The organism is Trabulsiella guamensis ATCC 49490 (assembly GCF_000734965.1).
In the GTDB taxonomy this organism is placed as follows: Bacteria; Pseudomonadota; Gammaproteobacteria; order Enterobacterales; family Enterobacteriaceae; genus Trabulsiella; species Trabulsiella guamensis.
Window position 1 is genome coordinate 1 of record NZ_JMTB01000107.1, and the last position, 13,416, is coordinate 13,416.

Sequence of the window (13,416 nt, forward strand, 5' to 3'; positions counted from 1 at the left end):
AATTTAGCAGTACCCCGTGTAAAAGCGGGTGTTGTAGACAGTTTCGGTGGAGCGGTAGTTCAGTCGGTTAGAATACCTGCCTGTCACGCAGGGGGTCGCGGGTTCGAGTCCCGTCCGTTCCGCCACCCTAATTAGGGGCGTAGTTCAATTGGTAGAGCACCGGTCTCCAAAACCGGGTGTTGGGAGTTCGAGTCTCTCCGCCCCTGCCATAAAAATAATCCTTTGCTTCGGCAAAGGATTTTTTTTGTCTGTTATTTACTGATCGCTTTCTGAGGGCATCCTGCCCTCGTCGTTAATCCAGCACGCTGGTTTTCAGGATGTCGCGGATTTGCGTCTGTTTATCACTGTTCTGTAACCAGATGGCATACAACGGACGGGAAAGTGTTGCGCTGTCCGTCACCGTGTGTAATCCCCCTTTCTCTTTCGCCCAACTCATGGGAAGCCAGGTGCAACCATTAAGCGGAGAAAGTTGCTGTCGCGCCAGTTCCGCAGAACTGGTCGTCAGGCTGGGAATGTCATCACTGGCCAGCAGACCGACTTCATGCTGCTGAAAATCTGGCCCCCATTCCAGGCGTAAATAGTTGAGATCCGTTTTCACTTGCGCAGGTTCTGCTGCATAAAGCGCAAGCGTAAAATATCCCAATAACTGGCTACTAAATTCATCCATTTTCGGCGATTCTGTCGTGATCAGGAGATCAAGCTGTCGTTCATGCAATTGCTTAACTAACGACTGGCGCTGGGCTATTCGTGCTTCGAACTGCAGGTTATGAGGGGCCTTATAGAGTCTTCCAAGCCAGCTATTCAGCATACATTCCCAAAGTGACGCGCTGGCACCAATAGAGAATTCGTTGTGTCGCGACGTATGCGCAACTTCTTTGCGTGCCGCCTGCCAGGTATTCATCAATGTTTCTGCATAAGGCAGTAGCTTTTCACCGGCGGCAGTCAGTCGTATGTTATTGCGATGCCGGGTAAAAAGGTTTACGCCAAGCTGATTTTCCAGTTGGCGGATGCGAAAACTGACGGCTGATTGTGTCAAATAGAGCGCTTCAGCAGCGCGTCCAAAGTGGCGAGTTCTGCTGACTTCGAGGAAAGTTTTAAGCAATTCCGTATCCACAACCTTCTCCGCAAAATTATTTGTCGTTATGATTTAAATCTTTTGTTTTACACTCTGTCAAGCGTAACTAATACTCCGCGCCATAAATAGCTCGGCCAAAGAATTAGGAGCGTGTAGGATGGCGGAAAGCTTTACGACGACAAATCGTTTTTTCGACAATAAAAATTATCCGCGTGGTTTCTCCCGTCATGGTGATTTCACCATCAAAGAGGCACAACTGCTTGAACGTTATGGTTATGCCCTTAACGAACTGGAGCTGGGTAAGCGCGAACCTGTAACCGAAGACGAGAAACAATTTGTTGCGGTATGCCGCGGTGAACGTGAACCAACCACAGAAGCAGAGCGTGTATGGTTTAAGTATATGGCGCGTATTAAGCGTCCGAAGCGTTTCCATACTCTGTCTGGTGGTAAACCGCAGATGGAAGGCTCTGACGATTACACCGAAAGCGATGATTAAATAAATAAAGGGCTCCGGCCCTTTTTTTATGCCAGCAGTTTCTGCAGATGAATCAGTAAACGATCGATCGCCCGATAACTTAATGCCTCCTGCAGATGCTGCCGCGTAATACGCTCAGCCTGCTCCAGATCGGCAATCGTGCGAGCCACCTTCAGCAGGCGCTGCCATGCGCGTATCGATAACCCCAGTTGCGTCAGCGTCTGTTCTAACCAAAGGGCATCGTCGTCATTCAGCAGGCAGTGCTCCCGTATTTCTCCCCCTTCAAGGCGTGCGTTGAGCTTTTGCTGTCGCGCAAACTGACGCTCCTGCGCCTGTATTACCCGTTCCCGAATCGTCGCTGTGCTTTCACCGGGGGCCGTTACCTTGCTCAGCAACCCCGGCGGTGGAAGGGGGATCTCCAGTGAGAGATCGAAGCGGTCGAGAAAGGGGCCGGACAGGCGGCTCAGGTAGCGCATCGTCTGTTCCGGCGTCGTGCGATTATGATTTCCCTGATAGTGGCCTGTCGGGCTGGGATTCATGGCGGCAATAAGCTGGAAACGTGCCGGATAAGTGATTTTTGCTCGCGTGCGCGAAATGTGGATCTGACCCGATTCAATCGGTTCCCGCAGCGCATCCAGTACGCGCCGTTCAAATTCAGGGAGCTCATCAAGAAACAGAATGCCGTTGTGCGCCAGCGAAATCTCGCCAGGCATGGGAATGGAGCCACCGCCTACCATGGCGTTCAATGATGCGCTGTGATGAGGAGAGCGAAAGGGACGCTGGCGCCACTGCGCTTTAACACTCGTCGCATTTATCAGACTAATGATTGCCGCGCTTTCGAGCGCTTCTTCGTTGCTCAGTGGAGGCAGCAAACCATTCAGCCGACTGGCAAGCATTGTTTTGCCGGTTCCTGGCGGGCCGATGAACAGCAGATTGTGACCGCCCGCGGCGGTGATCTCGAGCGCACGTTTTCCCTGGCTTTGGCCAATCACATCACGAAGATCATCATGCGGCGATTCCGCTACCTCTGCGTGCGTTTGCGGTGCCAGATTCAGCATGTGTTTCCCCTCCAGGAAAGCACAGACTTCCTGCAGGTGATTTGCGATAAAACAACATGTGCCGCCAATCAGCCCCACCTCGGCGGCGTTATCTTCCGCCACGATAATGCTCCGCCCGGCTCGAATGGCTTCCATGGCTCCTGAAATAGCACCAGGGATCCCCCGTAGCGCGCCGGTAAGGGCCAGTTCACCCACAAACTCATACTGGCTCAGTTTTGCCCCGTTAAGCTGTTCAGAGGCCACCAGAAGCGCTATAGCGATAGGTAAATCGTATCGACCGCCTTCTTTGGGCAGATCAGCAGGAGCAAGGTTAATGGTGATTTTTTTCGCCGGGAACTCATAACCACTGTTTATGATTGCGCTGCGTACCCGATCTCTGGCCTCTTTGACGGTCGTTTCCGGCAGGCCAACCAACGTTAAGCCGGGTAAGCCGTTGCTGATATGTACCTCAACGGTAATTAGTGGCGCGGTAACGCCAAGTGCTGCGCGAGTGTAGACCACTGATAGTGACATAGAGCCTCCTGAGGGCAACACTATATCGGCTGCTAAAGGCGGCGTTAGCGATGACTTATGCGAGATACGAGGCGGATTCATGCATTTTTGCAGATTTTCACCGTATTGCAGAAAAGCTGGAACCCTCCTCGCAGGGACCGAAATAATCACTGGCGATCCCCAGTGCAGTGGGAAATAACTGAAATTTTTTCACTTGCGATTTTTCTTATAAAAAACAACGTGTTTAACGTAATTCGTTAGCGTGCTCACGAAGCGCGTCATAAAAAAATCTTGTGTTACCTCCACTGCCTGTGATAACTCTTTAGGTATTCCTTCGAACAAGAAGCCGAAAGTAGACAAAATGAAAGCCCTTCTACGAGTGATTAGCCTGGTCGTGATTAGCGTGGTGGTGATTATTATCCCACCGTGCGGGGCTGCACTTGGACGAGGAAAGGCTTAGAAATCAAGCCTTAACGAACTAAGACCCCCGCACCGAAAGGTCCGGGGGTTTTTTTATGACTTAAATACTGAAGCGAGGAACAGACAATGACCAACAGCACAATATTCTGTTTCTCACAATTTATGGCGGGGATGTAACTATGAATGGAGCTCAGTGGGTGGTGCATGCATTGCGCGCACAGGGAGTTGACACTGTATTCGGCTACCCGGGTGGCGCAATCATGCCGGTTTACGATGCCTTGTATGACGGTGGCGTGGAGCATCTCCTGTGTCGCCACGAGCAGGGGGCTGCAATGGCCGCCATCGGTTATGCCCGCGCGACCGGTAAAACGGGTGTCTGTATTGCCACCTCTGGCCCTGGTGCGACCAACCTGATCACCGGACTGGCAGATGCTCTGCTTGATTCCGTCCCTGTGGTCGCTATCACCGGGCAGGTCGCGTCACCGTTTATCGGTACCGACGCGTTTCAGGAAGTGGACGTTCTCGGTTTGTCGCTGGCCTGCACCAAGCACAGCTTTTTGGTGCAATCTGTCGAAGAGTTGCCGCGAGTAATGGCGGAAGCGTTCGAGGTGGCAAACTCAGGCCGTCCTGGTCCGGTACTGGTGGATATCCCAAAAGATATTCAACTGGCACAAGCGGCGCTGGAGCCGCATTTTTCCACTGTTGAAACTCCGGAAGCATTCCCTCACGTCGAAGTCGAGCAGGCGCGCCAGATGCTGGCGCTGGCGCAAAAACCGATACTGTACATTGGCGGTGGCGTGGGGATGGCGCAGGCGGTTCCGGCGCTGCGCGCGTTTATCACTGCCACGCAAATGCCAGCAGTGTGTACTTTGAAAGGGCTCGGTGCGGTGGAGGCGGATTATCCGTACTATCTCGGCATGCTCGGGATGCACGGTACCAAAGCGGCGAATCTGGCGGTCCAGGAGTGTGACCTGTTGATCGCCGTCGGTGCGCGTTTTGACGATCGTGTGACCGGCAAGCTGAATACTTTTGCGCCAAACGCCAGCGTGATCCACATGGATATCGACCCGGCAGAGATGAACAAGTTGCGCCAGGTCCATATCGCGCTGCAGGGTGATCTGAATGCCATGCTGCCTGCTCTGACGCAGCCGTTGTCCCTTGACGCCTGGCAGCAGCAAGTGGCTGAATTACGCGCAGAACACGCCTGGCGTTACGATCATCCGGGCGAGTCCATCTATGCGCCTTTGTTGCTGAAGCAACTGTCCGATCGCAAGCCAGCTGACTGTGTGGTCACCACCGACGTGGGTCAACATCAGATGTGGTCGGCACAACACATGACCTACTCCCGCCCGGAAAATTTCATCACCTCCAGCGGTCTGGGGACGATGGGCTTTGGCTTACCTGCCGCCGTTGGCGCACAGGTGGCGCGTCCGAATGATACGGTTATCTGTATCTCCGGTGACGGCTCGTTCATGATGAATGTTCAGGAGCTGGGCACCGTAAAACGAAAACAGTTGCCGTTAAAGATCGTTTTACTGGATAACCAGCGATTAGGCATGGTTCGCCAGTGGCAGCAGCTGTTTTTTCAGGAACGTTATAGCGAAACAACCCTTACCGATAATCCCGATTTCATCACGCTGGCCAGCGCCTTCGGCATTCCCGGCCAGCACATCACCCGTAAAGACCAGGTTGAAGCGGCACTCGACACCATGCTGTCAAGCGAGGGGCCATACCTGCTTCATGTCTCAATCGATGAACTTGAGAACGTCTGGCCATTGGTGCCGCCTGGTGCCAGTAACTCGCAAATGCTGGAGAAATTATCATGATGCAACATCAGCTCGCCGTTCAGGCTCGCTTCAACCCGGAAACATTAGAGCGTGTTTTACGCGTGGTACGCCATCGCGGTTTTCAGATTTGTTCTATGAATATGGAGACTGCAACTGATGCGCAGAATATTAATATCGAATTGACCGTTGCCAGTCCTCGTCCAGTCGAATTACTGTTTAGTCAGTTGAGCAAACTGGTCGACGTCGCCTGTGTCGAGATCCAGCAACGAACAACATCATCACAACAAATCCGCGCCTGAGCGCAAAAGGAAGAAAAATGACGACGAAAAAAGCTGATTACATCTGGTCCAATGGCGAGATGATTCGTTGGGAAGATGCCAAAGTGCACGTAATGTCCCACGCATTGCATTACGGTACTTCCGTTTTTGAAGGGATCCGCTGCTACGATTCTCACAAAGGACCGGTAGTGTTCCGTCATCGTGAACACATGCAGCGTCTGCGCGACTCAGCCAAAATCTATCGTTTCCCGGTAACTCAGAGCGTCGATGAACTGATGGAAGCCTGCCGCGCGGTGATCCGTAAAAACAACCTGACCAGTGCTTATATTCGTCCGTTAGTGTTTGTCGGTGACGTCGGTATGGGTGTGAACCCGCCTCCGGGATACACCACTGATGTCATCATTGCCGCTTTCCCGTGGGGCGCCTACCTCGGTGCGGAAGCGCTGGAGCAGGGCATTGATGCGATGGTCTCTTCCTGGAACCGCGCTGCGCCAAACACCATTCCGACCGCCGCGAAAGCGGGCGGTAACTACCTTTCCTCTCTGCTGGTTGGCAGCGAAGCGCGCCGGCACGGTTATCAGGAGGGTATCGCACTGGACGTTAATGGTTATATTTCCGAAGGCGCTGGCGAAAACCTGTTTGAAGTGAAAGACGGCGTGCTGTTCACCCCGCCGTTTACTTCTTCTGCGCTGCCAGGCATCACCCGCGACGCCATCATCAAACTGGCGAAAGAACTGGGTATCGAAGTGCGCGAGCAGGTGCTGTCCCGCGAATCGCTGTATCTGGCCGACGAAGTGTTCATGTCCGGTACCGCCGCAGAAATCACGCCGGTACGCAGCGTTGACGGTATTCAGGTTGGCGAAGGCCGCTGTGGTCCGGTCACTAAACGTATTCAGAAAGCGTTCTTTGGCCTCTTTACCGGCGAAACCGAAGATAAATGGGGCTGGCTGGATCCAGTAAATCAATAATTACTATTATATTTTCCCAAAATAATTCGCGTTGCAGGAAGGCGGCAACGCAGCAAATCCCCAGGAGCTTACTGGAGTAAGTGACTGGGGTGAGCGAGGCAGCCAACGCACCTGCAGCGTGAAGAATGAAGGGAAAAGACACCGGGAGTAAACAAAGCATGCCTAAGTACCGTTCCGTCACCACCACCCACGGCCGTAATATGGCGGGTGCCCGCGCGCTGTGGCGCGCCACCGGCATGACCGATGCCGATTTCGGCAAACCGATCATTGCCGTTGTGAACTCTTTTACCCAGTTCGTGCCCGGGCACGTTCATCTGCGCGATCTCGGTAAACTGGTCGCCGAACAAATCGAAGCCGCCGGCGGCGTAGCGAAAGAGTTCAATACGATCGCTGTGGATGACGGCATCGCGATGGGCCACGGGGGCATGCTTTATTCACTGCCATCGCGCGAACTGATTGCCGATTCTGTTGAATACATGGTCAACGCCCACTGTGCTGACGCGATGGTCTGTATCTCCAACTGCGACAAAATTACCCCGGGGATGCTGATGGCTTCCCTGCGTCTCAACATTCCGGTCATTTTCGTCTCCGGCGGCCCGATGGAAGCCGGTAAGACTAAGCTTTCCGATAAGATCATCAAACTGGATCTGGTTGATGCGATGATTCAGGGTGCGGATCCGAAAGTATCCGACGCGCAAAGCGATCAGGTGGAGCGCTCTGCGTGCCCGACCTGTGGCTCCTGCTCCGGTATGTTCACCGCCAACTCAATGAACTGTCTGACCGAAGCGCTGGGTCTGTCGCAGCCGGGCAACGGCTCACTGCTGGCGACGCACGCCGACCGCAAGCAACTGTTCCTCAACGCGGGTTCACGTATCGTTGAGCTGACCAAACGGTATTACGAACAGGATGATGCCAGCGCGCTGCCGCGTAACATCGCCAGCAAAGCGGCGTTTGAGAACGCCATGACGCTGGATATCGCGATGGGCGGTTCTACCAACACCGTCTTGCACCTGCTGGCGGCGGCCCAGGAAGCCGAAATTGATTTCACCATGAGTGATATTGATAAGCTGTCGCGCAAAGTGCCGCAGCTGTGCAAAGTGGCGCCGAGTACGCAGAAATATCACATGGAAGATGTTCACCGCGCTGGCGGTGTCATTGGCATTCTGGGTGAACTGGATCGCGCGGGGCTGTTGAACCGTGACGTGAAAAACGTCCTTGGCCTGACGCTGTCGGAGTCGCTGGCGCAATATGACGTCATGCTGACGGAAGACGCGGCGGTGAAAGCAATGTATCGCGCAGGTCCGGCGGGCATACGCACCACGAAGGCGTTTTCGCAGGATTGCCGTTGGGAAACGCTTGATGACGACCGTGCCGAAGGGTGTATCCGTTCGCTGGAACACGCTTACAGCAAAGATGGCGGGCTGGCAGTGCTGTACGGCAATATCGCCGAAAATGGCTGTATCGTAAAAACAGCGGGCGTTGACGACAGCATCCTGAAATTCACCGGCCCGGCAAAAGTGTACGAAAGCCAGGAAGAGGCGGTTGACGCTATCCTCGGCGGCAAAGTGGTGGAAGGCGATGTTGTCGTGATCCGCTACGAAGGGCCGAAAGGCGGGCCGGGCATGCAGGAGATGCTCTACCCGACGACCTTCCTGAAATCAATGGGTCTCGGCAAAGCCTGTGCGCTGATCACCGACGGACGTTTCTCCGGCGGCACCTCTGGCCTCTCTATTGGTCACGTTTCACCGGAAGCCGCCAGCGGCGGCAGCATTGCGCTGGTTGAAGATGGCGACCTGATCGCTATTGATATCCCGAACCGTGACATTCAGTTGCAGGTCAGCAATCAGGAGATGGCGGCGCGTCGTGAAGCGCAGGAAGCACGTGGCGATAAAGCCTGGACGCCGCGTGATCGTCAGCGTGAAGTGTCCTTCGCCCTGCGGGCTTATGCGAGCCTGGCCACCAGTGCGGATAAAGGCGCCGTGCGCGACAAATCCAAACTTGGAGGCTAATGATGGCCGAATCTCTATCTGCTGCCCCTGAGGGGGCAGAATATCTCAGGGCTGTGTTGCGCGCGCCAGTGTATGAAGCCGCGCAGGTAACGCCGCTACAGAAGATGGAAAAACTGTCCTCGCGCCTTGAAAACGTCGTTCTGGTGAAGCGCGAAGACCGCCAGCCGGTGCACAGCTTTAAGCTGCGCGGCGCGTACGCGATGATGGCGGGGCTGACCGAAGAGCAAAAAGCGCGGGGCGTCATCACGGCATCTGCGGGCAACCATGCGCAGGGTGTCGCGTTTTCGTCTGCACGCCTCGGCGTGAAGGCGTTAATTGTCATGCCAGTTGCCACCGCAGATATCAAAGTCGACGCGGTACGCGGCTTTGGTGGTGAAGTACTGTTGCACGGCGCGAATTTTGATGAAGCGAAAGCGAAAGCTATTGAGTTGTCACAGCAGCAGGGATTTACCTGGGTGCCACCGTTTGATCATCCGATGGTGATTGCGGGTCAGGGGACGCTGGCGCTGGAATTGTTACAACAGGATGCGCATATCGATCGCGTTTTTGTTCCGGTCGGTGGCGGTGGGCTGGCGGCAGGCGTGGCGGTGCTGATCAAACAGCTGATGCCACAGATCAAAGTGATCGCCGTTGAAGCGGAAGATTCCGCCTGCCTGAAAGCGGCGCTGGATGCAGGTCATCCGGTTGAGCTGCCACGCGTCGGGCTGTTTGCCGAAGGGGTAGCAGTGAAGCGCATCGGCGACGAAACATTCCGACTGTGTCAGACATACCTTGATGACATCATCACCGTTGACAGCGACGCCATCTGTGCCGCTATGAAAGATCTATTTGAAGATGTGCGTGCAGTGGCGGAGCCGTCGGGCGCACTGGCGCTGGCGGGCATGAAGAAGTACATCGCGCAGCACAACATCCGTGGCGAACGACTGGCGCATATTTTGTCCGGCGCGAATGTGAATTTCCACGGCCTGCGCTATGTGTCTGAACGCTGTGAACTGGGCGAGCAGCGCGAGGCGTTGCTGGCGGTGACCATTCCGGAAGAAAAGGGCAGCTTCCTGAAGTTTTGCCAGTTGCTCGGCGGGCGTTCGGTCACGGAGTTCAACTACCGTTTCGCCGATGCCAAAGACGCCTGCATTTTCGTTGGCGTACGCCTGAGTCGTGGTCTGGACGAGCGCAAAGAGATCCTCGACATGCTGCGCAACGGCGGTTACAGCGTGGTGGATCTCTCCGACGACGAGATGGCGAAACTGCATGTGCGCTATATGGTGGGTGGTCGCCCGTCGAAACCCCTGCAGGAGCGGTTGTTCAGTTTTGAATTTCCGGAATCACCCGGCGCGTTGCTGAAATTTCTCTATACCCTCGGAACCCACTGGAACATTTCGCTGTTTCACTACCGCAGCCACGGCACTGACTATGGCCGCGTACTGGCGGCGTTTGAACTGGGCGAGCACGAGCCGGATTTCGAAACGCGGCTTAATGAACTGGGCTACGAGTGTCATGACGAAACCCGGAACCCGGCGTTTCGTTTCTTCCTGGCGGGTTAATGATTATAGGGACAAGCAAATGGCAGGACGCTTTCAGGGATTTACACAGGAAGGGCTCGATTTTCTTCAACAGGTCAAAGCGAAAAATGATAAAGCGTGGTTTGAAGAGCACCGGTTTATTTACGATCGCAGTGTCCTGAACCCGTTTCGGGCGCTGGTGGATGATCTGGCGCCGGTGATGCTGGAGATTGATCCGTTAATTGAAACACGCTCAGCGGTTGGCAAGACAATTTCGCGTATCCATCGCGACACCCGTTTCTCGCAGGATAAATCCCTTTACCGTGACCGGATGTGGGTAACCTTCAAGCGTCCGGCGAAAAACTGGGCCGATGCCCCGGCGTACTTTTTTGGCATCGCGCCGGATTCCGTACATTATGGTCTCGGGTATTACAGCGCCAGCAAATCGACGATGGATCTCTTTCGGCATACGCTGAAACAGCGCCCGGCTCAGTTTCTGGAAGTTGCCGGATGTTGCCGGGAACCGTTTGAGCTGATCGGCGAGAGTTACAAACGCCCTCTGGTCAAAGACCTCGATCCTCCTATTGCCACCTGGTACAACCGCAAATCCTTCGCGGCCATTGTTGATAGCCCGGATATGGAGCCACTCTTCCATGCCGATCTGGTGACGCGACTGGCCGGCGGGTTCCGTCAACTGGAGCCGCTGTATCAATGGCTAATGACGATAGAAACGATGAAGCAGATCGACCCGGCTGATTTATAACGCTCACTTTCCTTCGTCGATTTTTCTTTCCAGCACAATTTTCCAGAAGGCATCAATCAGCGGCTCATGCAGCCGCTTTTTGGGCGCGCAGACACCCAGTTCAAACGGTGTTTTTTCGTCGCTGCGTTCCAGAATCATCACGCGATTGCGCACCGGTTCCGGGCTGTTTTCCAGCACCACCTCCGGCAGTAACGCCACACCGCAGCCGAGTGCCACCATCGACACCATGGCCTCATGACCGCCCACCGTGGCGTAAATCGACGGATTACTGATTTTATGGCGGCGAAACCACAGCTCAATACGACGGCGCACGGGGCCCTGATCGGCCATAATGAACGGTACTGTCGCCCAGTCCGGCTTATCCACGGAAACCTGGCTGCGAACCGGGCAAGGCAGCGCAGGAGCGATCAACACCACCGCCAGATTCTCCAGCATGGAAAATGCCACCGCGCCGGGCAGGGTTTCCGGTTTCCCGGCAATCGCCAGATCGGCTTCGCCGGTGACGACTTTTTCCATCGCATCGGCGGCGTCGCCCGTGGTGAGTTTGATTTCTACCGAGGGATGTTCAGCGCGGAAGCGGTCGAGGATCGGCGGCAAATGGCTGTACGCGGCGGTCACGGAGCAGAAAATATGCAGTTCGCCTGAGAGCGATGGCCCTTTTTGATCGATAGTGTGGCGCAGTTGCTGATACTGCAACAGCATCTGCTGGGCAAACGTCCGCAACTCCTCACCCGCTTCGGTCAGCGTGACCGTGCGGTTGTCGCGTACAAACAGCGGCTGACCGAGATCTTCTTCCAGCCGTTGGATCTGCCGGGACAGCGTGGATGGGCTGACGTGCATCGCCCGCGCGCTACGCCCAAAGTGGCGGCTATCCGCCAGATGCAGAAAGGTTTTAAGATCGCGTAAATCCACGGGCAATGCTCCACCGGTTGGTATTGCAGAAATTGCAATGTGACGTTGTGAATATATCAATTTCCGCAATACTTTTCCTGTCATATAGTGAGTTCATTCTCGCAAAAAGCGAACTGAACCGAACAATAAGCACGACACACATCACGGGGTTATAAACATGGCTAACTACTTCAATACACTGAATCTGCGTCAGCAGCTGGCGCAACTGGGCAAATGCCGCTTTATGGCGCGCGACGAATTTGCCGATGGCGCGAGCTACCTTCAGGGTAAAAAAGTGGTCATCGTCGGCTGTGGCGCTCAGGGCCTGAACCAGGGTCTGAACATGCGTGACTCCGGCCTGGATATCTCCTACGCCCTGCGTAAAGAAGCGATTGCTGAAAAGCGCGCATCATGGCGTAAAGCGACCGAAAACGGCTTCAAAGTAGGCACCTACGAAGAACTGATCCCGCAGGCTGATCTGGTGGTTAACCTGACGCCGGACAAACAACACTCTGATGTGGTGCGCTCAGTACAGCCGCTGATGAAAGACGGCGCCGCGCTCGGTTATTCTCACGGCTTCAACATCGTGGAAGTGGGCGAGCAAATCCGTAAAGATATCACCGTAGTGATGGTGGCGCCGAAATGCCCGGGTACCGAAGTGCGTGAAGAGTACAAACGCGGTTTCGGCGTGCCGACCCTGATCGCCGTTCACCCGGAAAATGATCCGAAAGGCGAAGGTATGGCGATTGCCAAAGCCTGGGCGGCTGCGACCGGCGGTCACCGTGCAGGCGTTCTGGAATCTTCCTTCGTGGCAGAAGTGAAATCTGACCTGATGGGCGAGCAGACTATCCTGTGCGGTATGTTGCAGGCCGGTTCTCTGCTCTGTTTTGACAAGCTGGTGGAAGAAGGTACTGATCCGGCATATGCGGAAAAACTGATTCAGTTTGGTTGGGAAACCGTAACTGAAGCGCTGAAGCAGGGCGGTATCACCCTGATGATGGATCGCCTGTCCAACCCGGCGAAACTGCGTGCTTACGCGCTGTCTGAACAACTGAAAGAAATTATGGCGCCGTTGTTCCAGAAACACATGGACGACATTATCTCCGGCGAATTTTCTTCCGGTATGATGGCTGACTGGGCGAACGACGACAAAAAACTGCTGACCTGGCGCGAAGAGACCGGTAAAACGGCTTTCGAAACCGCACCGCAGTTTGAGGGTAAAATCGGTGAGCAGGAGTACTTCGATAAAGGCGTACTGATGATTGCGATGGTGAAAGCGGGCGTTGAGCTGGCGTTCGAAACCATGGTGGATTCCGGTATCATCGAAGAGTCTGCTTACTACGAGTCCTTGCATGAGCTGCCGCTGATTGCCAACACCATCGCGCGTAAGCGTCTGTACGAAATGAACGTGGTTATCTCTGATACCGCAGAATACGGTAACTATCTGTTCTCTTATGCGTGCGTACCGCTGCTGAAAGAATTCATGACCACCCTGCAACCGGGCGATCTGGGTAAAGCAATTGCTGAAGGCGCGGTAGATAATGCTCAACTGCGCGATGTGAACGACGCGATTCGCAACCATGCGATCGAAAAAGTGGGTCAGAAGCTGCGCGGCTATATGACGGATATGAAACGCATTGCGGTTGCCGGATAAAAAAAATGTCGGGTGGCGCTTCGCTTACCCGACTTACAGATGCAGGC

Annotated in this window: 12 protein-coding genes and 2 tRNA genes; 11 read left to right on the forward strand and 3 right to left on the reverse strand. The window is 54.7% G+C overall.

Features of this window, described 5'->3' with window-relative positions:
• Positions 1 to 48: 48 nt before the first annotated feature.
• A tRNA-Asp gene (locus tag GTGU_RS18035) sits at positions 49 to 125 on the forward strand.
• A gap of 8 nt (positions 126 to 133) precedes the next feature.
• Positions 134 to 209: transfer RNA gene (locus tag GTGU_RS18040), tRNA-Trp, on the forward strand.
• 83 nt (positions 210 to 292) lie between these two features.
• On the opposite strand, the gene hdfR is transcribed toward GTGU_RS18040, so the two are convergent.
• Positions 293 to 1,144 carry an HTH-type transcriptional regulator HdfR gene (gene hdfR, locus GTGU_RS18045; protein ID WP_425427489.1) on the reverse strand — a complete coding sequence of 284 codons (852 nt, stop codon included), beginning with the start codon at positions 1,142 to 1,144 and terminating at the stop codon, positions 293 to 295.
• Positions 1,145 to 1,232: 88 nt separating this feature from the next.
• Between hdfR and GTGU_RS18050 the strand changes: the two genes are divergently transcribed.
• Positions 1,233 to 1,571: a MaoP family protein gene (locus GTGU_RS18050; protein ID WP_038160338.1), complete on the forward strand. Its 339-nt coding sequence runs from the start codon at positions 1,233 to 1,235 to the stop codon at positions 1,569 to 1,571.
• 26 nt (positions 1,572 to 1,597) lie between these two features.
• Here the strand turns inward: GTGU_RS18050 and GTGU_RS18055 are convergent, their stop codons facing one another.
• A complete protein-coding gene (locus GTGU_RS18055) occupies positions 1,598 to 3,121 on the reverse strand; it encodes a YifB family Mg chelatase-like AAA ATPase (protein ID WP_038160341.1) in 1,524 nt (507 codons plus the stop codon).
• A 340-nt stretch (positions 3,122 to 3,461) separates the two neighbouring features.
• On the opposite strand from GTGU_RS18055, the gene ilvL reads away from it, so the two are divergent.
• From ilvL to GTGU_RS18085, 7 genes are all read left to right on the forward strand, one after another.
• Positions 3,462 to 3,560, forward strand: a complete 99-nt coding sequence (gene ilvL / locus GTGU_RS24955; protein WP_015966468.1) for an ilv operon leader peptide — start codon at positions 3,462 to 3,464, stop codon at positions 3,558 to 3,560.
• A 139-nt stretch (positions 3,561 to 3,699) separates the two neighbouring features.
• Positions 3,700 to 5,346, forward strand: coding sequence for an acetolactate synthase 2 catalytic subunit (gene ilvG / locus GTGU_RS18060; protein WP_038160344.1), 1,647 nt, complete (start codon positions 3,700 to 3,702; stop codon positions 5,344 to 5,346).
• Positions 5,343 to 5,606 (forward strand): acetolactate synthase 2 small subunit, encoded by a 264-nt coding sequence (gene ilvM, locus GTGU_RS18065; RefSeq protein WP_038160346.1) that lies wholly within the window; start codon positions 5,343 to 5,345, stop codon positions 5,604 to 5,606. The genes ilvG and ilvM overlap by 4 nt, the downstream gene beginning before the upstream one ends.
• Positions 5,607 to 5,623: 17 nt before the next feature.
• Entirely contained in the window at positions 5,624 to 6,553 is a 930-nt protein-coding gene (locus tag GTGU_RS18070) for a branched-chain amino acid transaminase (protein WP_038160350.1), read from the forward strand.
• Positions 6,554 to 6,711: 158 nt separating this feature from the next.
• Positions 6,712 to 8,562 (forward strand): dihydroxy-acid dehydratase, encoded by a 1,851-nt coding sequence (ilvD, locus tag GTGU_RS18075; protein ID WP_038160353.1) that lies wholly within the window; start codon positions 6,712 to 6,714, stop codon positions 8,560 to 8,562.
• A gap of 2 nt (positions 8,563 to 8,564) precedes the next feature.
• Positions 8,565 to 10,103 carry a threonine ammonia-lyase, biosynthetic gene (gene ilvA / locus GTGU_RS18080; RefSeq protein WP_156964210.1) on the forward strand — a complete coding sequence of 513 codons (1,539 nt, stop codon included), beginning with the start codon at positions 8,565 to 8,567 and terminating at the stop codon, positions 10,101 to 10,103.
• A gap of 19 nt (positions 10,104 to 10,122) precedes the next feature.
• Entirely contained in the window at positions 10,123 to 10,824 is a 702-nt protein-coding gene (locus tag GTGU_RS18085) for a DUF2461 domain-containing protein (protein ID WP_038160359.1), read from the forward strand.
• 3 nt (positions 10,825 to 10,827) lie between these two features.
• Here GTGU_RS18085 and ilvY read toward each other — a convergent pair whose 3' ends face one another.
• Positions 10,828 to 11,820, reverse strand: coding sequence for an HTH-type transcriptional activator IlvY (gene ilvY / locus GTGU_RS18090; protein ID WP_211252876.1), 993 nt, complete (start codon positions 11,818 to 11,820; stop codon positions 10,828 to 10,830).
• A gap of 73 nt (positions 11,821 to 11,893) precedes the next feature.
• On the opposite strand from ilvY, the gene ilvC reads away from it, so the two are divergent.
• Positions 11,894 to 13,369: a ketol-acid reductoisomerase gene (ilvC, locus tag GTGU_RS18095; protein ID WP_038160366.1), complete on the forward strand. Its 1,476-nt coding sequence runs from the start codon at positions 11,894 to 11,896 to the stop codon at positions 13,367 to 13,369.
• Positions 13,370 to 13,416 lie beyond the last annotated feature (47 nt).